The sequence below is a fragment of the Labrys wisconsinensis genome, assembly GCF_030814995.1.
Lineage (GTDB): Bacteria > Pseudomonadota > Alphaproteobacteria > Rhizobiales > Labraceae > Labrys > Labrys wisconsinensis.
The window spans coordinates 1-25,796 of record NZ_JAUSVX010000027.1 but is presented as its reverse complement, the minus strand read 5'-3'; the positions used below and the strand labels follow the sequence as shown (position 1 = coordinate 25,796).

25 protein-coding genes are annotated in these 25,796 nt (G+C 66.0%); 10 read left to right on the top strand and 15 right to left on the bottom strand.

The window, feature by feature from the left end; translation table 11 throughout:
- Positions 1 to 62 precede the first annotated feature (62 nt).
- Positions 63 to 299 (top strand): BolA family protein, encoded by a 237-nt coding sequence (locus QO011_RS39335; protein ID WP_307285194.1) that lies wholly within the window; start codon positions 63 to 65, stop codon positions 297 to 299.
- Between the two features lie 29 nt (positions 300 to 328).
- The gene (gene grxD, locus QO011_RS39330; protein ID WP_307285192.1) at positions 329 to 670 is read left to right on the top strand and encodes a Grx4 family monothiol glutaredoxin; all 342 of its coding nucleotides are present in this window, start codon (positions 329 to 331) and stop codon (positions 668 to 670) included.
- Positions 671 to 746: 76 nt separating this feature from the next.
- Here grxD and QO011_RS39325 read toward each other — a convergent pair whose 3' ends face one another.
- Positions 747 to 1,643 (bottom strand): DMT family transporter, encoded by an 897-nt coding sequence (locus tag QO011_RS39325; protein WP_307285190.1) that lies wholly within the window; start codon positions 1,641 to 1,643, stop codon positions 747 to 749.
- A gap of 97 nt (positions 1,644 to 1,740) precedes the next feature.
- Here QO011_RS39325 and QO011_RS39320 point away from each other — a divergent pair, with 97 nt between their 5' ends.
- On the top strand, positions 1,741 to 2,700 hold the full coding sequence (locus QO011_RS39320; RefSeq protein ID WP_307285188.1) for a LysR substrate-binding domain-containing protein: 960 nt from the start codon (positions 1,741 to 1,743) through the stop codon (positions 2,698 to 2,700).
- Between the two features lie 21 nt (positions 2,701 to 2,721).
- Here the strand turns inward: QO011_RS39320 and QO011_RS39315 are convergent, their stop codons facing one another.
- The 5 genes from QO011_RS39315 to QO011_RS39295 all read right to left on the bottom strand — a co-directional run bounded on the left by QO011_RS39315 (position 2,722) and on the right by QO011_RS39295 (position 8,495).
- Complete coding sequence (locus tag QO011_RS39315; RefSeq protein WP_307285185.1) at positions 2,722 to 3,360, bottom strand: glutathione S-transferase family protein; 639 nt, start codon at positions 3,358 to 3,360, stop codon at positions 2,722 to 2,724.
- A 678-nt stretch (positions 3,361 to 4,038) separates the two neighbouring features.
- The gene (rpsD, locus tag QO011_RS39310) at positions 4,039 to 4,656 is read right to left on the bottom strand and encodes a 30S ribosomal protein S4 (RefSeq protein WP_307285182.1); all 618 of its coding nucleotides are present in this window, start codon (positions 4,654 to 4,656) and stop codon (positions 4,039 to 4,041) included.
- Between the two features lie 166 nt (positions 4,657 to 4,822).
- Positions 4,823 to 6,508 (bottom strand): FAD-dependent monooxygenase, encoded by a 1,686-nt coding sequence (locus QO011_RS39305; protein ID WP_307285179.1) that lies wholly within the window; start codon positions 6,506 to 6,508, stop codon positions 4,823 to 4,825.
- A 159-nt stretch (positions 6,509 to 6,667) separates the two neighbouring features.
- Positions 6,668 to 7,486: a glutamate racemase gene (gene murI / locus QO011_RS39300; protein ID WP_307285176.1), complete on the bottom strand. Its 819-nt coding sequence runs from the start codon at positions 7,484 to 7,486 to the stop codon at positions 6,668 to 6,670.
- A gap of 217 nt (positions 7,487 to 7,703) precedes the next feature.
- A complete protein-coding gene (locus tag QO011_RS39295; RefSeq protein ID WP_307285377.1) occupies positions 7,704 to 8,495 on the bottom strand; it encodes an RNA methyltransferase in 792 nt (263 codons plus the stop codon).
- A gap of 98 nt (positions 8,496 to 8,593) precedes the next feature.
- On the opposite strand from QO011_RS39295, the gene QO011_RS39290 reads away from it, so the two are divergent.
- Positions 8,594 to 8,803: a hypothetical protein gene (locus QO011_RS39290; RefSeq protein WP_307285173.1), complete on the top strand. Its 210-nt coding sequence runs from the start codon at positions 8,594 to 8,596 to the stop codon at positions 8,801 to 8,803.
- An 80-nt stretch (positions 8,804 to 8,883) separates the two neighbouring features.
- Positions 8,884 to 10,095 (top strand): NADP-dependent isocitrate dehydrogenase, encoded by a 1,212-nt coding sequence (locus QO011_RS39285; protein ID WP_307285170.1) that lies wholly within the window; start codon positions 8,884 to 8,886, stop codon positions 10,093 to 10,095.
- 114 nt (positions 10,096 to 10,209) lie between these two features.
- Here the strand turns inward: QO011_RS39285 and QO011_RS39280 are convergent, their stop codons facing one another.
- From QO011_RS39280 to recA, 3 genes are all read right to left on the bottom strand, one after another.
- The gene (locus QO011_RS39280; protein WP_307285167.1) at positions 10,210 to 10,428 is read right to left on the bottom strand and encodes a hypothetical protein; all 219 of its coding nucleotides are present in this window, start codon (positions 10,426 to 10,428) and stop codon (positions 10,210 to 10,212) included.
- A gap of 4 nt (positions 10,429 to 10,432) precedes the next feature.
- Positions 10,433 to 13,084 carry an alanine--tRNA ligase gene (gene alaS / locus QO011_RS39275; RefSeq protein ID WP_307285165.1) on the bottom strand — a complete coding sequence of 884 codons (2,652 nt, stop codon included), beginning with the start codon at positions 13,082 to 13,084 and terminating at the stop codon, positions 10,433 to 10,435.
- A 257-nt stretch (positions 13,085 to 13,341) separates the two neighbouring features.
- Positions 13,342 to 14,418, bottom strand: a complete 1,077-nt coding sequence (recA, locus tag QO011_RS39270) for a recombinase RecA (protein WP_307285161.1) — start codon at positions 14,416 to 14,418, stop codon at positions 13,342 to 13,344.
- A 201-nt stretch (positions 14,419 to 14,619) separates the two neighbouring features.
- Here recA and QO011_RS39265 point away from each other — a divergent pair, with 201 nt between their 5' ends.
- Entirely contained in the window at positions 14,620 to 15,039 is a 420-nt protein-coding gene (locus QO011_RS39265; protein ID WP_307285159.1) for a hypothetical protein, read from the top strand.
- A 207-nt stretch (positions 15,040 to 15,246) separates the two neighbouring features.
- Here QO011_RS39265 and QO011_RS39260 read toward each other — a convergent pair whose 3' ends face one another.
- Positions 15,247 to 16,863: a fumarate hydratase gene (locus tag QO011_RS39260; RefSeq protein WP_307285157.1), complete on the bottom strand. Its 1,617-nt coding sequence runs from the start codon at positions 16,861 to 16,863 to the stop codon at positions 15,247 to 15,249.
- Positions 16,864 to 17,013: 150 nt separating this feature from the next.
- Between QO011_RS39260 and QO011_RS39255 the strand changes: the two genes are divergently transcribed.
- Together QO011_RS39255 and QO011_RS39250 are read left to right on the top strand one after the other, a co-directional pair.
- The gene (locus QO011_RS39255; RefSeq protein ID WP_307285155.1) at positions 17,014 to 17,580 is read left to right on the top strand and encodes a biotin transporter BioY; all 567 of its coding nucleotides are present in this window, start codon (positions 17,014 to 17,016) and stop codon (positions 17,578 to 17,580) included.
- Entirely contained in the window at positions 17,577 to 18,002 is a 426-nt protein-coding gene (locus QO011_RS39250) for a DUF1284 domain-containing protein (protein WP_307285151.1), read from the top strand. Before QO011_RS39255 ends, QO011_RS39250 begins: the two co-directional genes overlap by 4 nt.
- A 7-nt stretch (positions 18,003 to 18,009) precedes the next feature.
- Here the strand turns inward: QO011_RS39250 and QO011_RS39245 are convergent, their stop codons facing one another.
- Positions 18,010 to 18,474 carry an Lrp/AsnC family transcriptional regulator gene (locus tag QO011_RS39245; RefSeq protein ID WP_307285149.1) on the bottom strand — a complete coding sequence of 155 codons (465 nt, stop codon included), beginning with the start codon at positions 18,472 to 18,474 and terminating at the stop codon, positions 18,010 to 18,012.
- Positions 18,475 to 18,650: 176 nt separating this feature from the next.
- Here QO011_RS39245 and QO011_RS39240 point away from each other — a divergent pair, with 176 nt between their 5' ends.
- On the top strand, positions 18,651 to 21,044 hold the full coding sequence (locus tag QO011_RS39240; protein WP_307285147.1) for a thiamine pyrophosphate-binding protein: 2,394 nt from the start codon (positions 18,651 to 18,653) through the stop codon (positions 21,042 to 21,044).
- A 65-nt stretch (positions 21,045 to 21,109) separates the two neighbouring features.
- Here the strand turns inward: QO011_RS39240 and QO011_RS42605 are convergent, their stop codons facing one another.
- On the bottom strand, positions 21,110 to 21,397 hold the full coding sequence (locus QO011_RS42605; protein ID WP_370882076.1) for a helix-turn-helix domain-containing protein: 288 nt from the start codon (positions 21,395 to 21,397) through the stop codon (positions 21,110 to 21,112).
- A gap of 215 nt (positions 21,398 to 21,612) precedes the next feature.
- Complete coding sequence (locus tag QO011_RS39235) at positions 21,613 to 22,344, bottom strand: hypothetical protein (RefSeq protein WP_307285145.1); 732 nt, start codon at positions 22,342 to 22,344, stop codon at positions 21,613 to 21,615.
- Between the two features lie 555 nt (positions 22,345 to 22,899).
- Between QO011_RS39235 and QO011_RS39230 the strand changes: the two genes are divergently transcribed.
- A complete protein-coding gene (locus tag QO011_RS39230; protein WP_307285142.1) occupies positions 22,900 to 23,979 on the top strand; it encodes an IS630 family transposase in 1,080 nt (359 codons plus the stop codon).
- Positions 23,980 to 24,057: 78 nt separating this feature from the next.
- Here QO011_RS39230 and QO011_RS39225 read toward each other — a convergent pair whose 3' ends face one another.
- Both QO011_RS39225 and QO011_RS39220 read right to left on the bottom strand, forming a co-directional pair.
- Positions 24,058 to 24,378, bottom strand: coding sequence for a hypothetical protein (locus QO011_RS39225; RefSeq protein WP_307285140.1), 321 nt, complete (start codon positions 24,376 to 24,378; stop codon positions 24,058 to 24,060).
- Positions 24,375 to 25,796, bottom strand: a 1,422-nt coding sequence (locus tag QO011_RS39220) for an RHS repeat-associated core domain-containing protein (RefSeq protein WP_307285137.1), incomplete at its 5' end; no start/stop codon positions are given. The genes QO011_RS39225 and QO011_RS39220, both read right to left, overlap by 4 nt.

The following is a 25,796-nucleotide window of genomic DNA, read 5'->3' as shown; positions in this document are numbered from 1 at the left end:
GATTTGCGGGTCCGGTCCGATCAGGGCATGGGGGATCCCGCCGAGGAGCCGAGACCCCGACCATGGCCATGAAAGCCGCCGATATCGAAACGCTGATCCGGCAATCCTTTCCCGATGCGCGCATCGAGATCCGGGACCTCGCCGGCGACGGCGACCACTACGCCGCCACCGTCGTCTCCGAAGCTTTCCGCGGCAAGTCGCGCGTGCAGCAGCACCAGATGGTCTATGCGGCGCTCCAGGGCAACATGGGCGGAGTTTTGCACGCGCTGGCCCTTACAACCGGCATTCCCAACCCCTAATATAAAGGGTGCCAACAGGATCTCTCCCCATGACCGACATCAAGACCTTCATCCAGTCCGAGATCGAGACCAACGACGTGGTGCTGTTCATGAAGGGCACCAAGGCGTTCCCGATGTGCGGGTTTTCCGGTCAGGTGGTGCAGATCCTCGACTATCTCGGCGTGCCCTACAAGGACCACAACGTCCTCGACAATGCCGAGCTGCGCACCGGCATCAAGGACTTCTCCAACTGGCCGACCATTCCTCAGCTCTATGTGAAGGGCGAGTTCCTCGGCGGCTGCGACATCACCCGCGAAATGTTCCAGTCGGGCGAGCTGGCGAGCCTGCTGCAGCAGAAGGGTATCCCGGTCAAGGTGCCGGCCGGCGCCTGAGGCCCGGCGCTGCCCGCACCTGCGGGCGGCTTTCCCGCTCCATCGCGATTCCCCGGCGGGCTGCGTGGCCGGTCCGCTATCGACGGCGCGTGACGTTCACCACGGCGACGCCGGCGAGCGCCATCGCTGCGCCGATCAGGCCGAGAGTCGTCGGCGTCTCGCCGAGCCACACGAAGCCGATCAGCGTCGCCGTCGGCGGCACGCAATAGAGGAAGTTGCTGGCGCGCCCGGCCGGCAGACGCTTGAGGACCACCGCCCACGTGGCATAGCCGATCGTCGTCGGCGCCAGCACGAGATAGAGCACGCTCGCGTTCACGGCCGCCGGCGCGGCGGCGAGCGCGCCGATGGTCGAGGGCAGGACCAGGAGGAACGGCAAGGCGCCGAGGATCAGCACCCAGGCCATCACCGCCAGCGCCGGCATGCGGGCGAGCAGCGGCTTCTGCAGGATGCTCGCGACCGCGGCGCAGACGGCCGAGCCGAGGATCAGCACCGCGCCGGTGTCGAGATGCAGGCCCGCCGCGTCGCCCGCCGCGATCAGCGCCACCCCGGCAAAGGAGAGAGCGGTGCCGATCCAGCCGCCAGCGCCGAACCGCTCGCCCAGGAGCGTCGCCGCCATCACGGCCACGAAGACCGGCATGGTGTTGAGGATGAAGCTCGCCGGGCCGGCGGCGATCGTCAGCTCGCCGGTGTTGAGCAGCGTGGCATAGATGGTGATGAACAGCAGGCCGATGACGGCAAGCCGGCCCAGGGTGCGCAGATCCGGCACGGTACGATGCCGCAGGACGAGATAGAGCCCCGCCGGCAGCGCCGCCCCGAGATAGCGCGCCGCCGCGAGCTCGACCGGCGCGAGCGCCCGGAGGCCGACGCGGATCGCCACGAAGGCGGAGGCCCAGGTCAGCACGGTGACGGCGATGCAGGCGAGCGCGACGCCGTCCACGCCGCGCCGGTTCCCGATAGCGGTCACTGCCGTCATGGCCCCTCCCCGAAGCGGACCGAACCGCCCGCGGCCTGACGGGATAAGTCACCGGACAGTGATTGAAAAGCACGTCGATCGCTGATTGGCTGTGAGCATGGTGCACAGCTCCCCGACCCTGCCGCCGCTCGACACGCTGGAGGCCTTCGCCCATGCCGCACGCAGCGGCTCCTTCTCCGCCGCGGCCGAGACGCTCGGCCTCACCCACGGCGCCGTCTCGCGGCAAGTGGCGCGGCTGGAGCGCTGGATGGGCGTGAAGCTGTTCCAGCGGGCGGCGCGCGGCGTCACGTTGACGCCGGACGGCAGTCGTTTCTTCGTCCGTGCGGAAGAGGCGCTCGCCCTGCTCGGCAGCGGCGAGGATCGCTGGGTGCAGCGCCGCGGGCCGGCGGTCGTGCGGCTCTCGGCCACGCCCTCGCTCGCATCCCTGTGGCTGTTTCCGCGCATGCGGCTGCTCGAGGGCGACGACCTCCATCTCGATCTGGTGATCGAGCATCGCCTTGCCGACTTCTCCGAAGGCGTCGACCTCGCCATCCGCTGCGGGCGCGGCCCCTGGGCCGGCATCCGCAGCCTGCGCCTCTGGCGCGAGGAGATCGCTCCCATCGCCGCACCGACCCTGGCGGACCGGATCGGCCCGGTCCCGTCCGCCGCGCGCCTGTTGGACTGGCCGATCCTGCACGATTCCAACACCGAAGGCTGGCGGCACTGGCTCGCCGCGGCCGGGATCGACTATGCCCCGCGCAGCCGAGACTGTCGCTTCGAAGACTACCACCTGGTGCTGGAGGCCTGCGCCCTGGGCCTGGGCGTGGCGCTGACCCGACCGATGCTGGCGCAACCCGCAATCGATGCGGGGCGGGTGGTCGTGCTCGACGAACGCACCGTGACCAATCCCGTGGCCTTCCACCTGATCCGGCCGGACGAGCCGCTGCGGGCGCCCGCCGCCGAGATGGCCGGGCGATTGCTGCGGGCAGCCGGCATCGAGGACGAGGCCATCGCCGCCTTCGTCAACCCGGGACGGCCGCGGGCGCAGCGCGGCGGCTGGGCGGATGCCGAGCTTTGAGCCCCCCGCGCGACGCTGGCGCTATGCCGGCTGCTGCGGAAAGTGGCGCCGCCAGATCGGCGCGATCTTCTCGCGCCTGGCGACCGCCTTGGCGATGGCGTCGAGCTTGGGGCATTCCTTGCAGCGCCATTCCGGGCCGACCGCCCAGTCGCTGATCACGGCGACGGCGAGATCGATCGCCGAGAAGCCGCTGAGCAGGAAGCTGCCCTCCCCCGCCGCCTGGCGCTCCATCAGGAGCCAACGCTCACGGATGCGCCGGCGCACCAGCGAGCGCATGCCGACCTCCGAGGTCTCCGGCGGCGCGAAGCGCAGGGGATAGTCCGAAATCTCGATCAGCGGATAGATCTCGGCCGCAATATGGACGGCCCAGCGCAAGGCGAAGCGCCGGTCGACCGCGCCGACGGCCGGCATCAACCGGGCCCGCGGATGCGCCTCGTCCAGCGCCAGCAGAATGGCCGCGGACTGCGTCATCACCTCGCCGTCGGGAAAACGCAGCGCCGGCACCTTGCCCGACGGATTGATGGCGAGGAACGCCTCCGACCGATGCTCGTCCTTGGTGAGATCGAGATCGATCAGTTCGACCGTCTGGTCCGCCTCGGCCAGAGCGGCCTCGATCATGAAAGAACCGGATCCCGGCTCTCCCCAAAGCGTGTAGCTCATGCTGAATCTCCCTGTCACAAGGTGATCCGAAGCATCGAAAAAGAAAAGGCCGCAGGCCCTGTCTTTCGCAATTCGCATGGCAGATGTGAGCAACTGGAATAGTTCATGCCGCCGGGCACGGTTCATCATGCCGAGCAATCATCAAGTCCACCGGGTGCAAAAAACCACCCAATATTGATTTGCATCGCAAAAATTTTCTTTTGCAATGCAAAATAATAAGAGGTTTTCACGTAGTTTCACATTGGAATAAGTGAATTCTAGAATTATTAATCACTATCTTCGCTGCAAAAGTATCGAAGGGAGATCGGGAGCGCCGTCTATTCGCCCTCTCTTGCCTTCCCCACAAGCCGGGGACTGTCGGGCAGCGGCAGGCGAGCCGGTCGCCCCCTGCGTGCAGGCGTCGGCAACGAAGCAGGGAGTGACGCCGTTCCCGGGCGGCATCCGCCATCGGCGGCCGCGGGCGGGTGTCTCCGGCTTCGACGCCGCCGAGGCGATCGGGACGGACGACGGCCCGCCCAGACGAAACGGCCGCCGCGTTGCCGCGACGGCCGTTTCCCGTCTCGTCTCTGGAGCAAAGCGCGTTTCGGCGGAAACGCTGCTTTGCTCTAACCTTTTGTTTCGACACGTCTTTGCGATGCCTGGCGAGTCCGCCAAATCGCAAGACGCTTCAGCGGGCGATCAGCGCGAGTAGAACTCGACCACGAGGTTCGGTTCCATCTGCACGGCGTAAGGCACGTCCTGCAGGGTGGGAACGCGAATATATTTCGCGGTCATCTTCGAGTGGTCGACCTCGATATAGTCCGGAACGTCGCGCTCGCCGGAGGCCGAAGCCTCGAGCACCAGCGCCAGTTCCTTGGAGGCCTGCTTCACCTCGATCACATCGCCGGGCTTGACCTTGAAGGACGGCACGTTGACGCGGCGGCCGTTGACCTTGATGTGGCCGTGATTGACGAACTGGCGCGCGGCGAACACGGTCGGCACGAACTTGGCGCGGTAGACCACGGCGTCGAGGCGGCGCTCCAGGAGGCCGATCAGGTTGGCGGAGGAGTCGCCCTTCAGCCGGATCGCCTCGGCATAGATGCCGCGGAACTGCTTCTCGGAGATGGAGCCGTAATAGCCCTTCAGCTTCTGCTTGGCCTTCAGCTGGGTGCCGAAGTCCGACAGCTTGCCCTTGCGGCGCTGGCCGTGCTGACCGGGGCCGTATTCACGGCGGTTGACGGGGCTCTTGGGGCGGCCCCAGATATTCTCGCCCATACGGCGATCGATTTTGTACTTGGCGGCGTGGCGCTTCGACATCGCGTCCTCGAGGAAAAGCGAAAGGATTGAGGAACGCGCCCTCCTCTGCCGGAAACCGGCCGACAGGCGCACCGGCATGGCCGGAACACCGCGGGTGCGTAAAACGTCGCGCGGGACCCGAAGGCCCCGCGCGACGGGGTGGCATTAGTCGAAAGCGCGGGTGATGTCAAATCGGTGACGGCGCCATCCGGCGGAGGAAGGCCGCCAGCCCGTCGAAATTCATCCCGTCCGCCCGGTAGGCGATGTAGCCGTCCGGCCGGACCAGGAACAGGGCCTGCGAAACGCCGTCGCCGAGCCCGTAGGTGCCGAACACCTCCCCCGACTCCGCCCGCACCATGCGGGGATCGCGGCCGACCAGGGACCGCGCCATGAGGTGGACCTCCATCGCGAACGGTGCAGCCGCCTTCGCCAGCCCGATGGCGGCGCAGAGCGCATCGATGGCCGGTGCGTCGAGCGCCTGGTGCGACAAGGCCAGGAGGTGGAAGCGGTAGCCGCCGATCAGGCCGAACACGTCGCGCTGCCAGCCGAGCGCCGCATTGGGTGCCCGGCACCCGGCCCGCAGCCCGTCGCGCCAGGCCTTCGGGGCGCCGGCGGAGATGTCGTCGGCCACGAACTCGCCGGCGTGATAGCGGATGCCGAGCTGCGAGATGAAATGGAAGGCCCGCGCCCGCAGCGCGCCGCTGCGGAAGACCGTGCCGGCGACGAGCGGCAGCAGCCGGTTGCGCAGGGCCGTGGCCCAGCCCGCCTGGCTGCTGACCCCGGCGAACAGCCGGTCTGTGACCTCGAGCACCTTCTGGCCGACCGGCCAGCGCTCGGCGTGATAGGTTGCGAGCAGCGCGGCCGGCGCCTGCCCCCTGGCCACGGCGGCGATCTTCCAGGCCAGATTGGCCGCGTCCTGCAGGCCCGTGTTCATGCCCTGCGCCCCGGCCGGGCTGTGGATATGGGCGGCATCGCCGGCGATGAAGACGCGGCCCCGGCCATAGGTGCTGGCGCCGCGGTGATGCACGCGGTAGCGCGACACCCATTTCGGCTCGCTGAGCCGGACGTCGACGCCGGCCGCGGCCCGGAACGCCGTCTCGACCTCCTGCAGGGTCGCCGGAGCGATGCCCTGCGGGTCGCCGGCCGCCGCCGGGTCGGATTCGGCCGGCACGATCGCGATGATGCGGCAGAAGCTTTCGCCGCGCAGCGGCAGGTAGAGCGCGAAGTTGCGCTCGTGCAGGAAGGCCTTGAAGTGATCGTAGTCGAGGGGCCATTCCACCTTGCAGTCCGCCAGCAGGAAGCCCTGCGGATAGGCCGCGCCCTGGAAATCGGCGCCCAGAGCCTTGCGCACCAGCGAATGGGCGCCGTCGGCGCCGACGAGATAGCGGGCCTCGACGGTGAAGGCCCCGCCGTCCGGACCGGTCGCCCGGACCGCGACCGCTTCATCGGACTGGCTGAAGCCCGTCACCTCGGTGCGATGCTCGACCGCGATCCCCAGCCGCGCCAGATCCTCCACGAGAATCGCTTCGACATCCCATTGCGGCACCATGGTCAGGAACGGGTACGGCGTGTCGGCCCGGCCGATATCGTCGAAGTCGAGCTGCGCCGCGAGCCTGCCGTCGACGAAGATCTGCGCGCCCGACGCGATCAGGCCGCGCTCGAGGAAGGCATCGGCGAGCCCGACGGACAGGAAGAGCTCCATCGACCGGGCCTGCACGCCGAAGGCCCGCGATTCCTGCGCCTGCCCGGCAGCCTTGTCGAGGATGCGCAGCGTCAGACCGCAGCGGGCCAGCAGAGCCGCCGCCATCAGCCCCGTGGGGCCGGCCCCGGCAATGACCACGTCGACGGCCGGCGGCGTGACGGCATCGCCCATGGCAGCCTCCAGCTTTAAGGCTCCGCGCGCCGCAGCCGGGCTTCTGCCGGTGGCAGTCGCGGCACGGCGAGCCGCACCTGTCTTTCCATCCATATGAGTCGAGGAGCCGTCGTCATCAAGCGGCGGGGCCGCCATGCCCGGTGCCGCGCCGGAACGGCGTCAATGCAGCGCCAGCGGCATGGCTTCGACGACCAGCCGCGACAGGCCGAGCCCGCCGAGCGCCGTGCGCAGGTCCTCGGTCACGCCGGAGCCGCTGGTGAAGACCGCCAGGGCCTCGCCGGGCTCGCCGGGCCGGCACGGGCCGATCAGGTCGGCCGTGCGCCGGGCGATGGCCGGCGCCGGATCGAGCCAGGTGACCGGCCAGGGCGCCACGCGATGGAACACGTCCAGCAACAAGGGATAATGGGTGCAGGCCAGGGTGACGACGTCGGTGCGGCGGCCGTCACGGTCGACGAAGCAGGGCGCGATCTCGGCGAGCACGGCTTCGTCGGCGATGCTCTCGCCCTTGAGGCGGGCTTCGGCCAGCTTGGCCAGCCCGGTCGCGCCGACCAGCGTCACCACGACCTCGGCGGCGTAGGTGTCGATCAGGGCGCGGGTATAGTCGCGCTGCACCGTGCCCGGGGTCCCCAGCACGGCGACCCGGCCGCTCAGCGTCAGCGCCGCGGCCGGCTTGATCGCCGGCACGGTGCCGACGAAGGGAATGGCGAAGCGCTGGCGCAGCGCCGGCAGCACCAGGGTCGAGGCGGTGTTGCAGGCGATCACCACGATGTCGGGGTGGTGCAGGTCGATCAGGCGGTCGATCACCGCGACGACCCGCTCCGTCAGCCGTTCCTCCGGCAGCCCGCCATAGGGGAAGGCGGCGTCATCCGCGGCGTAGACGAAGCGGGCTCCGGCCAGTGCCGTCCGGAGCTCGGAGAACACGGTCAGGCCGCCAAGGCCCGAATCGAAGACGAGGACGGTGGGAGCGCGGTCGGACATCACTGCCGCTGCATAGCCCCTTCCCGCCAGCAGGTCGACCCCGCGGGCGTCCCTTCCCCACCACCCCGAAACCGTCTGGACCCATCGCCGCATGAAACTTGCGCCCGTACGCAGTACCCAATCGGGCTCGGCGCCATTCAACGCCAAGAGGGTGAACGAAGCGTTGCCAGGTCTGCAAAAAGCGCCCGCGCTTCGGCGCCGCCCGCACCGGCGGCTTTCAGTCCGGCGAGCCCTCGGACGATTCGTCGCGAGGCTCCGGATCCTGCCTTTCGCGACCCGAGCGGCCGCCGCGCCGGCCGGTCACCAGCGCCGCGACGACGCCGCGCATGGTCTGCACGTCCTGCTCGGTCATCGCCAGGCGATGCCAGATGTTGCGCAGGTTGCGCACCATCAGCGGCCGCTTCTCCGCCGGGGTCAGGAAGCCGGTGGCGTCGAGCTCGCGCTCGAGATAGTCGAAGAAGGAGAGGAGGTGGCGCCGCTCGGCCGGCGGCGAGACGCGCGTCGGCGCGATGGGCGCCCGTCCGCCCGAGACCAGCTTCCACCATTCATAGCCGACCAGCAGCACCGACTGCGCCAGGTTGATCGAGGAGAATTCGGGATTGACCGGGAAGGAGATGACGGCGTCGGCGAGGCCGACATCGTCGTTGGACAGGCCCATGCGCTCCGGTCCGAACAGCACGCCCACCCGCGAGCCGCCCTCCGTCAAGGTGCGCATCTCGGCCGCCGCCTCGTCGGCGGCGAAGAACGGCTTCGTCTGGCCGCGCTCGCGCGCCGTGGTGGCGTAGACCCGGTTGAGATCGGCGATCGCCTCCTGCACCGTCTCGAACAGCGTGGCTCCGTCGAGCACCGAGGCCGCGCCGGAAGAGGCCTGGCGTGCGCCCTTCTTCGGCCAGCCGTCGCGCGGGGCGACGAGGCGCATCTCGGTCAGGCCGAAATTCAACATGGCGCGCGCGCACATGCCGATATTCTCGGCGAGCTGCGGACGGACGAGAATCACCACGGGCGGCATCGGCCTCATGAACTCCCTGTGACATTCGGCACGGTCGTACAGGATCGGCCGGTGCAGTGTCACCTCATCCCAACTGCAGACCTTCGCGGATCAGCGTCATGCGTATCACGGCTCTCGTTCTCGCCCTCGCCGCCGGCGTCCTGGCCGCGACCGCCGCCGAAGCGCGGCAAGAGGAGGATTGCGGCGCCCGCCGCTTCCTGCCCTCCTACGGCTACGCCTCCTCCACGCCCTGCCGCATCATCATCGAACAGGTCTGGGACCAGGACGAGGGAGCCTATGTCTACCGCGCCCGCCAGGTCTGCGGCTGAGCCGCCGCCAATCGCTTTTCCCTCCGCCGAGGCGGTGCTATAGCCCGCGTATCCCCTTAAGGACGCGAGGCGCGAGCACGATGGCGAAGATCAAGGTGGCCAATCCGGTCGTCGACATGGACGGCGACGAGATGACCCGGATCATCTGGCAGCAGATCAAGGACAAGCTGATCTTCCCCTATCTCGATATCGACCTCGACTATTACGACCTCGGCATCGAGAATCGCGACCGCACCGGCGACAAGGTCACGGTCGAGGCCGCCGAGGCGACCAAGCGCTGCGGCGTGGCGGTGAAATGCGCCACCATCACCCCCGACGAGGCGCGGGTGAAGGAGTTCTCGCTGAAGGAGATGTGGAAATCGCCCAACGGCACCATCCGCAACATCCTCGGCGGCGTGATCTTCCGCGAGCCGATCATCTGCAAGAACGTGCCGCGCCTGGTGCCGGGCTGGACGCAGCCGATCGTCGTCGGGCGCCACGCCTTCGGCGACCAGTACCGCGCCACCGACTTCCGCATGCCCGGCAAGGGCACGCTGACCATCAAGTTCGTCGGCGAGGACGGGCAGGTGATCGAGAAGGAAGTGTTCAAGTCGCCGGGCGCCGGCGTGGCGCTCGCCATGTACAACCTCGACGAGTCGATCAAGGATTTCGCCCGGGCCTCGTTCAACTACGGCCTGCAGCGCAATTATCCGGTGTATCTGTCGACCAAGAACACCATCCTCAAGGTCTATGACGGGCGCTTCAAGGACATCTTCGCCGAGATCTTCGAGGCCGAGTTCAAGGCCGAATATGACAAGCGCAAGCTCACCTACGAGCACCGCCTGATCGACGACATGGTGGCCTCGGCCCTGAAATGGTCGGGCGGCTATATCTGGGCCTGCAAGAACTATGACGGCGACGTGCAGTCCGACATCGTCGCCCAGGGCTTCGGCTCGCTCGGCCTGATGACCTCGGTGCTGCTGACCCCCGACGGCAAGACGGTGGAGGCGGAAGCCGCCCACGGCACGGTGACGCGCCATTACCGCGAGCATCAGAAGGGCAAGGAGACCTCGACCAACTCCATCGCCTCGATCTTCGCCTGGACCCGCGGCCTCGCCCATCGCGCCAAGCTCGACGGCAATGCCGATCTCGCCCGCTTCGCCTCGACGCTGGAGACGATCTGCGTCAGCACGGTGGAGAACGGCTTCATGACCAAGGACCTCGCCCTGCTGGTCGGCCCGGAGCAGAAATGGCTCTCGACCACCGGCTTCCTCGACAAGATCGACGAGAACCTCAAGGTGGCCATGGGCTGAGGCCCGTCGCGGGCGCCGCCGGCGCCCGCCCCACGCGAGCATGCGCCGCCGCGGCGGCGCATGCCGACCGGGATGGACGATTGTCGGCCCGGCAATCCCGTCCGCGGCCGGCGCTCAGGCCTCCGGAGTGCCGTCCTTCGACGTGTCGTCCGGCTCGAACTTCACCACCAGCGTCCACAGGCCCCAGAGCGCGGCGGCGCCGAACATCGCGGCCCACATGGTCTGCCCGTTGAGGGCCTCCATCGCCGCCCAGGCGGCTGGCGCGATCACGAAGGCCAGCCGCACCCAGAGCGGCTTCATCCAGTTGGGAACAGGCTGCTGCGGCTTGGCCATGGCGTCAGGCTGCCGCGACGGCCGCGAGGATGGCGTCGAGCGCCGCCTCGGCCTTCGAGCCGTCCGGGCCGCCGGCCTGCGCCAGGTCGGGACGGCCGCCGCCGCCCTTGCCGCCCAGCGCCTCGGAGCCGCGGCGCACCAGGTCGACCGCGTTGAGCGAGCCGGTCAGGTCCTCGGTGACGCCGACCACCAGGCCGGCACGGCCGTCCTCGCCGGTGGCGACGATGGCGACGACCCCCGAGCCGACCTGCTTCTTGCCCTCGTCGGCCAGCGCCTTGAGGTCGCGCAGCTCGACGCCCGATACCGCCTTGGCCAGCACCTTGAAGCGGCCGGCCTCGCGCACGCCGTTGGCGCCGCCACCACCACCCCCCATCGCCAGCTTCTTGCGGGCATCGGTGAGCTCGCGCTCCAGCTTGCGCCGCTCCTCCAGCACATGGGTCAGGCGCTCGCCGGCCTCGTGGATGGGCACGCGCAGGAGGTCGGCGAGGCCGTGCAGCAGGCGGCTCTCCTGGCCGAGATGGTGACGCGCCGCATCGGCGGTCAGCGCCTCGATGCGGCGCACCCCGGCGGCGACGGCGCTCTCCGAGACGATGCGCACCAGCCCGATATCGCCGGTGCGCGCCACATGGGTGCCGCCGCACAGCTCGACCGACCAGCCCTTGTTCGAGCCGGGCAGGCCCTGCCCCATCGAGACCACGCGCACCTCGTCGCCGTATTTCTCGCCGAACAGCGCCCGCGCCCCGGAGGTGATCGCGTCCTCCTGGCTCATCAGCCGCGTCACGACCGGGCCGTTCTGCAGCGCGATGGCGTTGGCGAGATCCTCGACCTCGGCGAGCTCCTCGTCGGTGATCGGCTTGGGATGGGAGAAGTCGAAGCGCAGCCGCTCGGGCGAGACCAGCGAGCCCTTCTGGGCGATATGGTCGCCGAGCGTGAGGCGCAGCGCCTCGTGCAGGAGATGCGTGGCCGAATGGTTGGCGCGGATGGCCGAGCGCCGCCGGTGGTCGACGGCGAGCTCGAGCGCCTGGCCGATCGTCAGCCTCCCCTCCTCCACCGTCACGGCATGGACGAAGAGGTCGCCGAGCTTCTTGTGCGTGTCGGTGACGACGGCCTTCAGGCCGGCCGCCCCGACCGTGCCGGTATCGCCGACCTGGCCGCCGGACTCGCCGTAGAACGGCGTCTGGTTGAGGACGAGGAAGCCGCTCTCGCCGGCCGAGAGGCTCTCCACCGGCTTTGCGTCGCGCACCAGCGCCACGGCGACGCCCTCGGCCGTCTCGGTCTCGTAGCCGAGGAACTCGGTGGCGCCGGCGCTCTCGCGGATCGGGAACCAGACCGCCTCGGTCGCGGCATCCCCGGAGCCGGCCCAGGCCGCCCGCGCCTTGACCTTCTGGCGCTCCATCGCCTGCCGGTAGGACTCCTCGTCCACCGTGATGTTGCGCGCGCGCAGCGCGTCCTGCGTCAGGTCGAGCGGGAAGCCGTAGGTGTCGTAGAGGGTGAAGGCGACCTCGCCCGACAGCACCTGGCCGTCGCCGAGCTTGCCCGCCTCGGCGTCGAGCAGGGCGAGGCCGCGCTCGAGGGTGCGGTGGAAGCTCTTCTCCTCCAGCCGCAGCGTCTCGGTGATCAGCGGCTCGGCCCGGACGAGCTCGGGATAGGCGGCGCCCATCTCGCGCACCAGCGCCGGCACCAGCTTCCACATCACCGGGTCCTTGGCGCCGAGCAGCGAGGCATGGCGCATGGCGCGGCGCATGATGCGGCGCAGCACGTTGCCGCGCCCCTCGTTCGAGGGCAGCACGCCGTCGGCGACCAGGAAGGAGGAAGCGCGCAGATGGTCGGCGATCACCCGGTGGCTGGCGACATGGACGGCGTCCGCCGGCACGCCGATCACCTCCACCGAGGCGCGGATCAGCGCCTGGAACAGGTCGATGTCGTAATTGTTGTGCTTGTTCTGCAGCACCGCGGCGATGCGCTCCAGGCCCATGCCGGTGTCGATCGAGGGCCGCGGCAGGTCGACGCGCCCGCCCGCCTGCTCCTCGTACTGCATGAAGACCAGGTTCCAGATCTCGATGAAGCGGTCGCCGTCCGCCTCGGGCGAACCGGGGGGGCCGCCCCAGATGCCCTCGCCATGGTCGTAGAAGATTTCCGAGCACGGGCCGCAGGGACCGGTATCGCCCATGCGCCAGAAATTGTCGGAGGTCGGGATGCGCACGATCTTGTCGTCGGAGAGGCCGGCGATCTTCTTCCACAGGGCGTGCGCGTCGTCGTCCTCGGAGAACACCGTGACCATCAGGCGGGACTTGGGCAGGCCGAAGTCGCGGGTGATCAGCGTCCAGGCGAGCTCGATCGCCCGCTCCTTGAAATAGTCGCCGAAGGAGAAGTTCCCCAACATCTCGAAGAAGGTGTGGTGGCGCGCGGTATAGCCGACATTGTCGAGGTCGTTGTGCTTGCCGCCGGCGCGCACGCATTTCTGGCTGGTCGCCGCCCGCGAATAGGGCCGCTTCTCCATGCCGGTGAAGACGTTCTTGAACTGCACCATCCCGGCATTGGTGAACATCAAGGTCGGGTCGTTGCGCGGCACCAGCGGCGAGGACGCGACGACCTCGTGGCCGTTGCGCCCGAAATAGTCGAGGAAGGTGGACCGTATCTCGTTGACGCCGCTCATGGCCTGCTACGCCTGTCCGTACCGGTGAACGCCGGTTGTCTCATTGTCGAGGCGCGTTGTAACGGCGCGCTCGGTCCCTGTCGAGGATCGTCGAAACGGCAAAACCCGCCGGAATGTCCGGCGGGTTCGACGAGGCAGCTTCTCCCGGCTTCAACCGACGCTCGATCGCGCACCTTCCATGCAAGATCGATGCTGGCTGGCCCCCCGGGTGCAGGCAGGCTCGGGAGAGCCTGCTCAGACGCCGGGACGAGACGACGTCACTCGTCCGCATCGGCCTCCGACGGGTCGACATTCTCCAGGATGCGCTCGGCGATCAGGCCGGCATTCTGGCGGATCGCCGCCTCGATCCGGTTGGCGACGTCGGGATTGTCCTTGAGGAACTGCTTGGCGTTCTCGCGGCCCTGGCCGAGGCGCTGGCTCTCGTGGGAGAACCAGGCGCCGGACTTCTCCACCACGCCGGCCCGTACCCCGAGGTCGATGAGCTCGCCGACCTTGGACACGCCCTCGCCATACATGATGTCGAACTCGATCTGCTTGAAGGGCGGGGCGACCTTGTTCTTGACCACCTTGACGCGGGTCTGGTTGCCGGTGACCTCGTCGCGCTCCTTGATCGCGCCGATGCGGCGGATGTCGAGGCGGACGGAGGCGTAGAACTTCAGGGCGTTGCCGCCGGTCGTGGTCTCCGGGCTGCCATACATCACGCCGATCTTCATGCGGATCTGGTTGATGAAGATCACCATCGTGTTGGAGCGGCCGATGGAGGCGGTCAGCTTGCGCAGGGCCTGGCTCATCAGCCGCGCCTGCAGGCCGGGCTGGGACTCGCCCATCTCGCCCTCGATCTCGGCCTTCGGCGTGAGGGCCGCGACGGAATCGATGACGATGATGTCGATGGCGCCGGAACGCACCAGCGTGTCGCAGATCTCCAGCGCCTGCTCGCCGGTGTCGGGCTGCGAGATCAGCAGGTCGTCGAGATTGACGCCGAGCTTGCGGGCATAGACCGGGTCGAGCGCATGCTCGGCGTCGATGAAGGCGCAGGCACCGCCCTTCTTCTGGGCTTCGGCGACGCATTGCAGCGCCAGCGTGGTCTTGCCGGAGGATTCCGGCCCGTAGATCTCGATGACGCGCCCCTTGGGCAGGCCGCCGACGCCCAGCGCGATGTCGAGACCGAGCGAGCCGGTCGAGATCGTCTCGATCTCCAGCGACTTCGAGCCCTTGCCGAGCCGCATGATCGAACCTTTGCCGAACGCACGCTCGATCTGCGAGAGGGCCGCGTCGAGCGCCTTCGTCTTGTCCATGGAAACCCCTTCGACCAAACGCAGCTGTGCCTGACTCATTGCTGAGGTTCCCTACCAAGCGTGGACGGATTCGTCACCTGCGATATGTACGCATTTTGTTCTTTTTCGCGCAAGTTCTTTTTTTGTTCTCGCCGACCCCGGAAGCAACCGATGAGCCCGATGGTTGAGAGAGCCGGTCACCCTGGACGCCAACCACTGCTTTTGGTGGAATCCGGCATTTGAGGGCGAGAGGCTCCGCGAATGGCCGATCCAACGTTTCACCAACTCAATCGTGGCTGGAATGCGGAGCCCAGCGCTCCAGAGCCGAACGTCAAGGTCGTCGGTCGACAAGTCCATTTGAGCTTCTTTCTAAATCCCTGGGCGTATGAAGCGCGCGAGGGAGAAGCGGCCGAATTGATCTTCTTCAATTGCACTCGATGGCGGCTCGGATCCACGAACGACGAAGGTTGGTATCTTGGCCAATGCCGATATAGCCATCTAGCCCCGACTTGGGGTGAATTTTACGAAATTGCAGGCGACGACGCAGTCCGCCTCCAGCCAACCGACTGGCGTCTCGTCTCGTCGCAAACCGAAGCCCGACGCCATTTCCTGTTCTATCTGAAGGATCAGACATTTGAATGTCTGGCTGAGAGCTGGATGTTCAGCCGGCGCGATGTATGACGAACGGATCCCTTGGGATCCGTCTCCCACCATTCTCATCGCGCATGAAGCGGCAATGCTGACCACTGGCATCACGGCTAGAGCCTATCCGGCGAGGTCCGTCCCAATCCGGTTGTTCAGCCAGATATCTCTCGTCTCCGCCAGATAGAGATTCCGTGCCCACCAGAGACCGGTCGGCACCGGCCCATACAGCCTCAGGGCCCACACTCACCCCAGGTTCAGCTCCTTGAAGAAATCATTCCCCTTGTCGTCGACGACGATGAAGGCCGGGAAATCCTCCACCTCGATGCGCCAGACCGCCTCCATGCCGAGCTCGGGATATTCCAGCACCTCGACCTTGCGGATGCAGTCCTGCGCCAGGCGCGCCGCCGGGCCGCCGATCGAGCCGAGATAGAAGCCGCCGTGCTTGGCGCAGGCCTCCCGCACCTCGCGCGAGCGGTTGCCCTTGGCCAGCATCACCATCGAGCCGCCGGCGGCCTGGAACTGGTCGACATAGCCGTCCATGCGCCCGGCCGTGGTCGGCCCGAAGGAGCCGGAGGCATAGCCTACTGGCGTCTTGGCCGGGCCGGCATAGTAGACCGGATGATTCTTGATGTAGTCGGGCAGCCCGCCCCCGGCCTCCAGCCGCTCGCGCAGCTTGGCATGGGCGAGGTCGCGGGCGACGATCATCGGGCCGCTGAGCGAGACGCGGGTGCGGATCGGGTTCCTCGACAAGGTTTCCAGGATCTCCGGCATCGGCCGGCTGAGGTCGATGCGCACCACGTCGCCGCCGAGGCTCGCCTCGTCGATCTCCGGCATGAAGCGGGCGGGATTGCGCTCCAGCTCCTCCAGGAAGATGCCCTCGCGCGTGATCTTGCCGAGCGCCTGGCGGTCGGCCGAGCAGGAGACGCCGAGGCCGATCGGCAGGCTGGCGCCGTGGCGCGGCAGGCGGATGACACGCACGTCGTGGCAGAAATACTTGCCGCCGAACTGGGCGCCGACGCCGAGCGCCTGCGTCAGCCTGTGCACCTCGGCTTCCATCTCCAGGTCGCGGAAGGCATGGCCGAGCTCGGAGCCGGCCGTCGGCAGCGTGTCGAGATAGCGGGCCGAGGCGAGCTTCACCGCCTTGAGGGTGAGCTCGGCCGAGGTGCCGCCGATCACGACGGCGAGGTGATAGGGCGGGCAGGCGGCGGTGCCGAGGGTGAGGATCTTCTCCTTCAGGAAGGCCAGCATGCGCTCGGGCGTCAGGATCGAAGGCGTCGCCTGATAGAGGAAGGTCTTGTTGGCCGAGCCGCCGCCCTTGGCCACGAACAGGAACTTGTAGGCCTCCTCGCCCTCGGCGCTGATGTCGATCTGCGCGGGGAGATTGGTCTTGGTGTTCTTCTCCTCGAACATGGCCAGCGGCGCGAGCTGGGAATAGCGCAGGTTCTTCTTCTCGTAGGCGTCGCGGATGCCCTGCGCGATCGCGCCCTCGTCCTCGCCATCGGTCCACACGAAGCGGCCCTTCTTGGCCATGACGATGGCCGTGCCGGTGTCCTGGCACATCGGCAGCACGCCGCCGGCGGCGATGTTGGCATTCTTCAGAAGGTCGTAGGCGACGAAGCGGTCATTGTCGGTCGCCTCCGGATCGTCGAGGATCTTTTTCAGCTGCGCCAGATGCCCCGGCCGCAAGAGGTGGTTGATGTCGACGAAGGCCTGCTCGGCCAGCTGCCGCAGCGCCTCCCCCTCGACCACCAGCATCTCGCGCGCGCCGAGCTGCTCCACCCGCACGCCCTCCGATGTCAGCTTGCGGAAGGGCGTCTCGTCCTTGCCGAGGGGAAACAGGGGGACGTGGGGATAGGACATGGCGGCGGCCCGATGCGGAAGATGCGATCCCTTCTAAGCGGCGCAGCCGGCGATGGAAAGACGCGGGGAGGAAAGACGCGGGGCATCTGGACGCGGCCGGCCCGGCGTGACAGGTTCGTGTCGAACCTCAGCCCGCATCGGAGTGTTGCCATGGCGACCGCCGCGCCCCAAGCCTTCGTCCCCCTGCGCCTCGACGGCCGCCCCGTGCTGCACAAGGCGGTGGCGGTGCTCGTCGGCACGCTGTTCCTGGCGGTGTCGTCGTGGATCTCGATCCCGATGATTCCGGTGCCGATGACCATGCAGACCTTCGCGGTCCTCGCCATCGGCGCGCTCTATGGCTGGCGCCTCGGGGCGCTGACCGTGCTGGCCTGGCTCGGCGAGGCCGCGCTCGGCCTGCCCGTCCTGGCCGAGTTCAAGACCCTCTACGCGGTCTGGTCCACCGCCGGCTACCTCGTCGGCTTCGTCTTCGCCGCCGCCCTGGTCGGCTGGCTGGCCGAGCGCGGCTGGACCGCCGGCAGGCTCGCCCTGTCCGCCCTCGCCATGGTGCTCGGCCATGTCGTGCTCTTCGCCTTCGGCGTCGCCTGGCTCGCCTTCCTCTTCGGCGCCGACATCGCCGTCGCCAAGGGCCTCACGCCCTTCCTGTTCGGGTCGGTGCTGAAGTCCGCCCTCGCCGTCGCCGCCCTCGAGGCCGCCCGGCGCGGCCGCCAGGCGGCATGACCGTCCGGCTGCGGGGCCATCACCTGCTCTGCATGCTGACCTATGCCGGCAGGGGCTACACCCCTGCCTTCTGCGACAATTACGACCGCATCGTCGAACGGCTCGGCGCCGGCGAGGACATCCTGCTCGTCGCCGGTCCCGACGATGTCTGCGCCCCGCTGCTGCGGGAGGCGGCGCCCCATTGCCATCTCGACCGCGTGACCCGGCGCGATGCGCTGGCCTTGGCGGCCTCGGCCGAGATCCTGCGGCGCCCCCTCGCCCCCGGCGAGGTCCTCAGCCTCGATCCGGCGCTGCTGGACACCTTGCGCGCGGCCTTCGCCGCCGGCACCTCCCGCGCCGCCTGCGCCGATTGCGAATGGGCGGACCTGTGCACCCGTCTGGCCGCCGCCGGCTTTGCCGGAACGCGCCTGCAGGCGTCCTGACCCGGCCTCACGGCCCGATCGGCAGGACGTTGGTGTATTTCACCTGCGCCAGAGCGAAGCTCGATTCGATCGAGGAGACGTTGTCGATGCGCGTGAGCTTCTCGCGCAGGAAAGTCTCGTAGGCGGCGAGGTCCGCGCAGACGACGCGCAGCAGGAAGTCGCGCTGGCCGGTCATGAGATAGCACTCCAGCACCTCCGGCCAGGACCGGATGGCGGCGCCGAAGCGGTCGAGCTCCTCGTCCTTCTGCCGCTCCAGCTTGATCGAGATGAACACAGAGACCGGCAGGCCCACCGCCTTCTGGTCGACCACGGCGACATAGCCCTTGATGACGCCGCCGTCCTCCATCAGGCGCACCCGCCGGAGGCAGGGCGAGGGCGAGAGCCCGATCTCCTCCGACAGCGCCTGGATGGTCATGCGCCCGTCGGCCTGCAGCGAGGCCAGGATCTTCCGGTCGGCCGCATCCAGCTGCATCGCTTGCACTCCCGCTCGGCTGAGCCACGATATTGGCAGGATCCGCCAATATTGCTGTCTTGATCGCATGAAATAGGATGAAACCGCTACGCTTTCGCGTTGAGGACGACAAGCCCCTGTGAGACGCTTGCGGCACGAGGCCGGAGAGGACAACGGCCGCACCGGGGAACCCCAGCATGAGCCATCCGTCGCTTGCCTTCCTCGCGGCGCTCGAGCGCAAGGCGCTGTGGCTGTCGTCCTGGATGATCCACCACGCCAACCATCTGCGCGACACTGCCGACGGCCTGAAGATCGGCGGCCACCAGGCCTCCTCGGCCTCGCTGGCGACGATCATGACCGCGCTCTACGGCGCGGTGCTCAGGCCGCAGGACCGGGTCGCGGTCAAGCCGCACGCCTCGCCGATCTTCCACGCCCTCAACTACATGTTCGGCCTGCAGACCCGGGAGAAGCTGGAGGCGTTCCGCGCCTATCAGGGCGCCCAGTCCTATCCCTCGCGCACCAAGGATGTCGACGACGTCGACTTCTCCACCGGCTCGGTCGGGCTCGGGGTGGCGCAGACGCTGTTCGCCGCGCTGGTGCAGGACTACGTCAAGGCCAAGGGCTGGGGCAGCTGGCCGGAAGGGCGCATGGTGGCGCTGGTCGGCGACGCGGAGATGGACGAGGGCAACATCTTCGAGGCGCTGCTGGAGGGCTGGAAGCAGGGCATCCGCAATTGCTGGTGGGTGGTCGACTACAACAGGCAGTCGCTCGACGCCGTGGTGCGCGAAGGGCTGTGGGAGCGCTTCGAATCGATCTTCCGCGGCTTCGGCTGGGACGTCGTCATCCTCAAATACGGCTCGCTCCTGGAAGCAGCCTTCGCCGAGCCCGGCGGCGAGAAGCTTCGCGGCTGGATCGACCGCTGCCCCAACCAGCTCTACGCCGCGCTGTGCTACCAGGGCGGCGCCGCCTGGCGCAGACGGCTCGCCGACGAGATCGGCGACCAGGGTGCGGTGACGCGCCTGATCGACGCCCGCTCCGACGAGGAGCTGGCGCGGCTGATGACCAACCTCGCCGGACACGACCTGCCGGTCCTGCTGCGGGCCTTCGAGGCGGCAGGGAGCCATGACCGCCCGACCTGCTTCATCGCCTACACCATCAAGGGCTTCGGCCTGCCCTTCCAGGGCCACAAGGACAACCATGCCGGCCTGATGACCGCGGCGCAGATGGAGGCCTTCCGCGAGCGCATGGCGATCCGGCCGGGCCATGAATGGGACCGCTTCGAGGGCCTGCCGCTCGAGCCGGCGGCGATGCAGGCCTGCCTCGACCGCGTGCCCTTCGTCCAGAAGGGCCGGCGGCGCCTCGCCGCCGCCAAGGTGCCGGTGCCCGAGGCCCTGCCCTGGCGTCCGGCGCCGGTCATGTCGACGCAGCAGGGCTTCGGCATCCTCCTCAACGACCTCGCCGGCACCGAGCATGCCCTCGCCGACCGCGTCGTCACCGCCTCGCCCGACGTGACCGTCTCGACCAATCTCGGCGGCTGGGTCAACCGCCGCGGCCTGTTCGCGCGCGAGGAGATGGCCGACACCTTCCGCAAGGAGAAGATCCCCTCCACCTTCGCCTGGGAGTTCTCGGCGCGCGGCCAGCACATCGAGCTCGGCATCGCCGAGATGAACCTGTTCATCCTGCTCTCTGCGCTGGGCCTGTCGCACGCGATCAACGGCGAGCGGCTCCTGCCGATCGGCACGCTCTACGACCCCTTCATCCAGCGCGGCCTCGATGCCCTGAACTATGCCTGCTACCAGGACGCCCGCTTCATGGTGGTGGCGACGCCCTCCGGCGTGGCGCTGGCGCCGGAAGGCGGGGCGCACCAGTCGATTGCGACGCCTCTCATCGGCATGGCCCAGGACGGTCTCGCCGCCTTCGAGCCGGCCTTCGTCGACGAGCTCGCCATCGTCATGCGCTGGGCCTTCGACTACATGCAGCGCGACGGCGACCGGGCGCCCGATCCCGACACCTGGCTGCGCGACCAGACCGGCGGCTCGGTCTATCTGCGCCTCTCCACCCGGCCGATCGACCAGATCCAGCGCGCGGCGACGCCCGAGCTGGCCGCCGACATCGTCAACGGCGGCTACTGGCTGCGCCGGCCCGGGCCGAACGCTGAGGTGATCATCGCCTATCAGGGCGTGGTGGCGCCCGAGGCCATCGCCGCCGCCGGGCTGATCGCCGAGGACCGGCGCGATGTCGGCGTGCTCGCCGTCACCTCGGCGGACCGGCTCAATGCCGGCTGGCACGCCGCCGAGCACGCCCGCCAGCGCGGCGCCGGCCATGCCGCGAGCCATGTCGAGCGCCTGCTGGCGCCGCTGTCGCGCGAGTGCGGGCTGGTGACCGTGGTCGACGGCCATCCCGCCACGCTGGCCTGGCTCGGCGGCGTCTACGGCCACCGGGTCAAGGCGCTCGGCGTCGAGCATTTCGGCCAGACCGGCAGCGTCCAGGACCTGTTCCGCCATTTCGGCATCGACGAGAATGCCATCGCCCACGCCGCCCAGGCGGTCGCCGGCGGCCGGCCGGTCCGCCACCTCAGGGCGTTGCAATGATGACCTGCTGTTGGCCGATGATCCGTTCCAACTCGGCAATCCGCGCCGCTGCTTGCGCGAGCACATCATCCGGCGGCAAGGCTGCCTTGTCCTGCGGGCCGTCTCCAGCCGTTTCCTCGACACCTTCTATCGTCAGTGCCTGGGGCGCCCGCCCGTTTGCCCCCCGGCTTGCGCCCCGGCCGCTTGCCAAATCCAGCAATACCCTCGGCACGCCACGCCGCATGCCAGCGATAGAGCGACTGCCGCGCGACGCCCAACTCCCTCGCCAATGGCGCAACCTTGCGCCCGGCCTCCATCTGCGCGACCGCCGCCTTGAAGGTTGCCGAGAACACACACTCTGATTGCTTCGACATGACCCGGTCCTTGGAGCCTTGTCACCGCATTCCTCTGTCTCAATCAAGGGGTGCAGTCCACCCCTGACACCGCCCGCTCAATGCGGCACTGTCAGCCGATTACCCTCTGTACATACCGCCGTTGCCCTTTGCGTCGGGCGCGGAACTGCCAATTCACCGCACCCCGACTGCCAGTGAGCAATTACGGATCCGATGCAACATGACCGGATTCCACTCTAACTCGTCCGCCATAGCGGAAGATGACGTGTCAACGCAATGGATCCAAGGCGAAAAATTGTGTCGCTAGCCTGCCAGGCAGCGCCGAGAATATTATCTCGCGGTGTTTCTTTATCAGAAGTCCATTTTGTTGCATCCGGATCGGCAATTTTAATGAACTTTTTTACTTCTTTCACTTCTTCGTTCAATTGAAAAATAGAACCATAGCGTTCCGTACGACCGAGCCAATTCGCGTCCTCTAGCATCAAGTGCTGCTTAAACGGAAGCCAATACCTAGCGCCTAACAACAATTGAGGGAAGTTTCCACCGAAGCCGCGATACTTAGCTCCGGTCAACACGTCCTCCAAGTTCGAATATGGCGGCCTCCCCTCTTTAATCAGAGAACAAGCTTCCGAAACACTATATTTATCTATAATCGCAGCCACATACATAAGCATAATATCTGATGTCGATGAAATATCTTCCGACTTAGAAAATTCATCATCCTCATCCCATGATATATTTTCTTGCAATTGAGATTTATATTTGGAATTTAATGCAGATCTCCATCTTTTAATATCAGAAATTGATGGATAATGAAGATTTACTGCTCCCATGCGACTTGAGATACCGGCTCCTCGGAGAAGAAAGCCAACAAAGTCCGAAGGGTTTAGCTTTTCAGTTTCCACGCTTTCAACGGGCTCGGCGTAGCCGATCCGATGCAGGGCTGAGACTTGGTATCCAACACCCATTGACCCACTCCTTTTGCAGATCATTAAAAAGCGAAGGAGGTTCACACTTCGATTCACGCCCACTCACGATCGGATTCGGTTACGCCCCATGAACAAACGATTCTTTCAACAGCCTGTTAGAGCGATTTGCGATTGGGCGGAATAGCCACGAATCACAAAGACGCATCGAAAGGAAGAATTAGACAAAGCAGCGTTTCGCTCCAAACGCGCTTTGCTCCGGACCAATCGCAAGCGCCAGATTATACAAATCAAAATCTCTTGAGAATTAGCCTATAAGCGCAAGATATTCCGTAAAGTTACTATAGTAAAGTTTAAATACAAACTGGACACGGACTGCAATTATATTAAAGAAACATCTCGGTTTGAAAATTGTCAGGACTCGCCGATAGCGTTGATAAGAAGTAAAAACCGAACAAATTCGAGAAGAGAGCGATGCCAAGACTTACGTCTTGGTAAGCAGAGCGAGGCTGCAGATGGCCAGCCTTCACTTCGCCGCTAGTGGTCTGATTCATTCGGGCGATTCCCAAATCGCAGGAAGCGGTCCAAGCTGTTGGGATGAGAACAGGCATCATCGTCGCAGTCACTTCCGAGGATCGCCGTCGGCTGGAGGCGATCGTCTCGGATCGCAACACACCGCAAAAGCACGTCTGGCGGGCGCAGATCATCCTGGCCACGGCCGAGGGCTGCGGCACTTTCGAGATCATGCGCCGGTCGGGCAGGTCCAAGCCCGTGGTCTGGCGTTGGCAGGCCCGCTTCATGGCCGAGGGCGTCGACGGGCTGTTGCGCGACAAGACCCGGCCGCCCGGCAAGCCGCCGCTGCCGCCCGACACGGTCCAGCGCGTCGTCGACCTTGTCCTCGGGCCGCCACCGGGCGAGACGACCCACTGGACGGGCCGCATGCTGGCCACGGCCGCCGGCGTCAGCCTGCGCTCGGTGCAGCGCATCCTGGAAGCCCACCAACTCGCTCCCCACCACATCCGCGCTTTCAAGCTGTCGAAGGATCCCAAGTTCGCCGACAAGCTCAGGGACATCGTCGGCCTCTATGTCGACCCGCCGGCTCACGCCATCGTGCTCTCCGTCGACGAGAAGAGCCAGATCCAGGCCCTCGACCGTACCCAGCCCGGGCTGCCCATGAAGAAAGGGCGCGCCGGCACCATGACGCATGACTACAAGCGCAACGGCACCACCACCCTGTTTGCTGCCCTCAACCTCATCGACGGCACGGTGATCGGTCGCAACATGCAGCGCCACCGTCACCAGGAGTTCATCCGCTTCCTCAACACCGTCGAGGCGCAGGTGCCGGCCGGCAAGCTCGTCCATGCCATCGTCGACGACTACGCCACCCACAAGCATCCCAAGGTCCGCGCCTGGCTCGTCAGCCACCCACGCTGGACCTTCCACTTCACGCCCACCTCAGCCTCCTGGCTCAATGCCGTCGAGGGCTTCTTCGCCAAGCTCACCAGACGGCGCTTGAAACGAGGCGTCTTCCATTCCCTCGTCGAGCTCCAGGCCGCCATCAACCGCTTCATCGAAGAGACCAATGCAAACCCAAAGCCCTTCGTCTGGACCGCCGATCCAGACCGCGTCCTCGCTGCCGTCAATCGAGGGAAACAAGCGTTAGAGTCGATCCAGTAGATCCATTGCGACCTTGCAACCGATGGTCGAAAATTGCCTTTTCATGCGAGCGTGAAAGGCCAATCGACAATACAATGACTACTTATAAAATTGAGTAGATATAATTTGCATATTGTCTCGTTGGATTTTTATTCCAATTCCGCCCCCAAAACGGGTCACACCATCAACACGCGGTGGTGAAAAGCGTATCATGACAATATCATTCTCTTTTTTTTCTGGAATAATTATATCATATCTCTCAACTTCCAACCCTCTCCTGCGCATTTCTCCCACAGCTACCTCGATGAATCGGTATGTTTCTCCAGATATAGTTGTCATACTATTCGCCCCAACTGCAGGACAACGAGCCAAAATCACAACGAGAACTGCGACAATCCAACCGAACAGCTTAAATCTCATGGGTTAAGCGTTCCTTCATCATCCTTGTATGGCGTATAGTAACGCATGATGCCACCTGGTGTCGCGAGATATCCAGTGTAATCTGTGTCAAAATCGGCCTGATGTTCCCTTATTTGGTCAAGATCGTCTGGCGAAAAATGATCAGAATCGTAGTCATCTTGCAATGGATTCCCCGTAGCAACAGCATCCCCTTTCACATTTATGGAATAATTTGCGTGCGTGTGATAACTTCCCGTTATTCTTGCACCGTCCGGTAGATTTGCGTATGTAAAATATGCAACACCGGTAGACCATCCGACAACAGGAGATGTATAAGTATAGTATCCATTCTTTTCTTGATATAACATACCGCCAATTTCAACATTTTTTTCAATCGAAATTGGGTTGACTACCTTAAGAATTGCAATTGCTGCCCTGTCCATTGTTAGAAATCCTCCCTTCCCGGGGATCCCAAGTACAGTTTCTGCAATTGTATGTGGAGTAAATGATCCATATCCACGAGACAATACGCTCATATATAGCGCGCTAGCTCGCTGAAATCCAAATATAGAGCCGGTATCAAACCCAAACCAACCGTAATTTGGCTTTGCAATATCCTTTGGACCACCACTAAAGAGCGCGGCGAAGAACCCACCGTTCCACCTATTTCTAGGATTTGCTGCAAAGCCCGCGGCGGTGTCATTGTACGTCACGTCGTCTCCAGGCGACGAAGAATCAACCCCACCACCGCCTCCTCCGCCTCCCCCACCTCCTCCACCCCCGCTATAATCGCCCACCCCACCGTCGCCCGCATGCATGTCGACACGGCCCGGATCACCCATCTTGTGACCGGATGGGTCGCTGACGTTCACCGGATCGTTGGCGGCATAGGCATAGCGATTGGTGCCGACGCCGTCCTGCGTCGGATCCCACCAGTCGGGCGAGATGAAGCGGGCAACCTTCGGGTCGTAATAGCGGGCATTGAGGTAGAGCAGCCCGGTCTCGTCCTGCACCTGGTCGATATAGGCTCGGCTCTCGCGCGTCGCCGTCGAGGTCGTGCCGGCGCGCTGGAAGCCGAAGGGCGCGTAGCTCGAGGATGAGACCAGGGCACCCATCGCCGCATCCGCCACCACCCGCACCGAGCCGAGATGGTCCTTCAGCAGGAGATAGGTCGTCGCCGCCTGGCCGGGGATGGCCTCGCGCTTGGTGGTCGAGGTCGGATAGGTGATCCAGGTCGGCGTTGTCGGCACGCAGGCGAAGGACGAGCCGGCATAGGTGACACGCTCGTCGCCGAAGGCGTAGAGCGTCGTCTCCGTCGGCCCGGCTCCTGGGCAGCCCCGCGGTGCGGCCTTGGTGATCTTCTTCAGCCGCCCTCCGTCGGGCCCGTAGACGAAGGTCGAGGTCGTGCTGCCGACCGTGATCGAGACCGGCCGGTTCTC

Bases quoted from the DNA above. Each gene is read 5' to 3' on its own strand.
- QO011_RS39280 (WP_307285167.1), bottom strand. From the start codon at position 10,428: ATGGCCAAGCCGCAGCAGCCTGTTCCCAACTGGATGAAGCCGCTCTGG.
- QO011_RS39230 (WP_307285142.1), top strand. From the start codon at position 22,900: ATGAGAACAGGCATCATCGTCGCAGTCACTTCCGAGGATCGCCGTCGG.
- QO011_RS39295 (WP_307285377.1), bottom strand. From the start codon at position 8,495: ATGCCGCCCGTGGTGATTCTCGTCCGTCCGCAGCTCGCCGAGAATATC.
- QO011_RS39255 (WP_307285155.1), top strand. From the start codon at position 17,014: ATGGCGACCGCCGCGCCCCAAGCCTTCGTCCCCCTGCGCCTCGACGGC.
- QO011_RS39285 (WP_307285170.1), top strand. From the start codon at position 8,884: ATGGCGAAGATCAAGGTGGCCAATCCGGTCGTCGACATGGACGGCGAC.
- QO011_RS39325 (WP_307285190.1), bottom strand. From the start codon at position 1,643: ATGACGGCAGTGACCGCTATCGGGAACCGGCGCGGCGTGGACGGCGTC.
- QO011_RS39315 (WP_307285185.1), bottom strand. From the start codon at position 3,360: ATGAGCTACACGCTTTGGGGAGAGCCGGGATCCGGTTCTTTCATGATC.
- QO011_RS39235 (WP_307285145.1), bottom strand. From the start codon at position 22,344: ATGGGTGTTGGATACCAAGTCTCAGCCCTGCATCGGATCGGCTACGCC.
- QO011_RS39250 (WP_307285151.1), top strand. From the start codon at position 17,577: ATGACCGTCCGGCTGCGGGGCCATCACCTGCTCTGCATGCTGACCTAT.
- murI (WP_307285176.1), bottom strand. From the start codon at position 7,486: ATGTCCGACCGCGCTCCCACCGTCCTCGTCTTCGATTCGGGCCTTGGC.
- QO011_RS39335 (WP_307285194.1), top strand. From the start codon at position 63: ATGGCCATGAAAGCCGCCGATATCGAAACGCTGATCCGGCAATCCTTT.
- QO011_RS39265 (WP_307285159.1), top strand. From the start codon at position 14,620: ATGGCCGATCCAACGTTTCACCAACTCAATCGTGGCTGGAATGCGGAG.
- QO011_RS39245 (WP_307285149.1), bottom strand. From the start codon at position 18,474: ATGCAGCTGGATGCGGCCGACCGGAAGATCCTGGCCTCGCTGCAGGCC.
- QO011_RS39260 (WP_307285157.1), bottom strand. From the start codon at position 16,863: ATGTCCTATCCCCACGTCCCCCTGTTTCCCCTCGGCAAGGACGAGACG.
- alaS (WP_307285165.1), bottom strand. From the start codon at position 13,084: ATGAGCGGCGTCAACGAGATACGGTCCACCTTCCTCGACTATTTCGGG.
- recA (WP_307285161.1), bottom strand. From the start codon at position 14,418: ATGAGTCAGGCACAGCTGCGTTTGGTCGAAGGGGTTTCCATGGACAAG.
- QO011_RS39305 (WP_307285179.1), bottom strand. From the start codon at position 6,508: ATGGGCGATGCCGTCACGCCGCCGGCCGTCGACGTGGTCATTGCCGGG.
- QO011_RS39240 (WP_307285147.1), top strand. From the start codon at position 18,651: ATGAGCCATCCGTCGCTTGCCTTCCTCGCGGCGCTCGAGCGCAAGGCG.
- grxD (WP_307285192.1), top strand. From the start codon at position 329: ATGACCGACATCAAGACCTTCATCCAGTCCGAGATCGAGACCAACGAC.
- QO011_RS39320 (WP_307285188.1), top strand. From the start codon at position 1,741: ATGGTGCACAGCTCCCCGACCCTGCCGCCGCTCGACACGCTGGAGGCC.
- rpsD (WP_307285182.1), bottom strand. From the start codon at position 4,656: ATGTCGAAGCGCCACGCCGCCAAGTACAAAATCGATCGCCGTATGGGC.
- QO011_RS39225 (WP_307285140.1), bottom strand. From the start codon at position 24,378: ATGAGATTTAAGCTGTTCGGTTGGATTGTCGCAGTTCTCGTTGTGATT.
- QO011_RS42605 (WP_370882076.1), bottom strand. From the start codon at position 21,397: ATGTCGAAGCAATCAGAGTGTGTGTTCTCGGCAACCTTCAAGGCGGCG.
- QO011_RS39290 (WP_307285173.1), top strand. From the start codon at position 8,594: ATGCGTATCACGGCTCTCGTTCTCGCCCTCGCCGCCGGCGTCCTGGCC.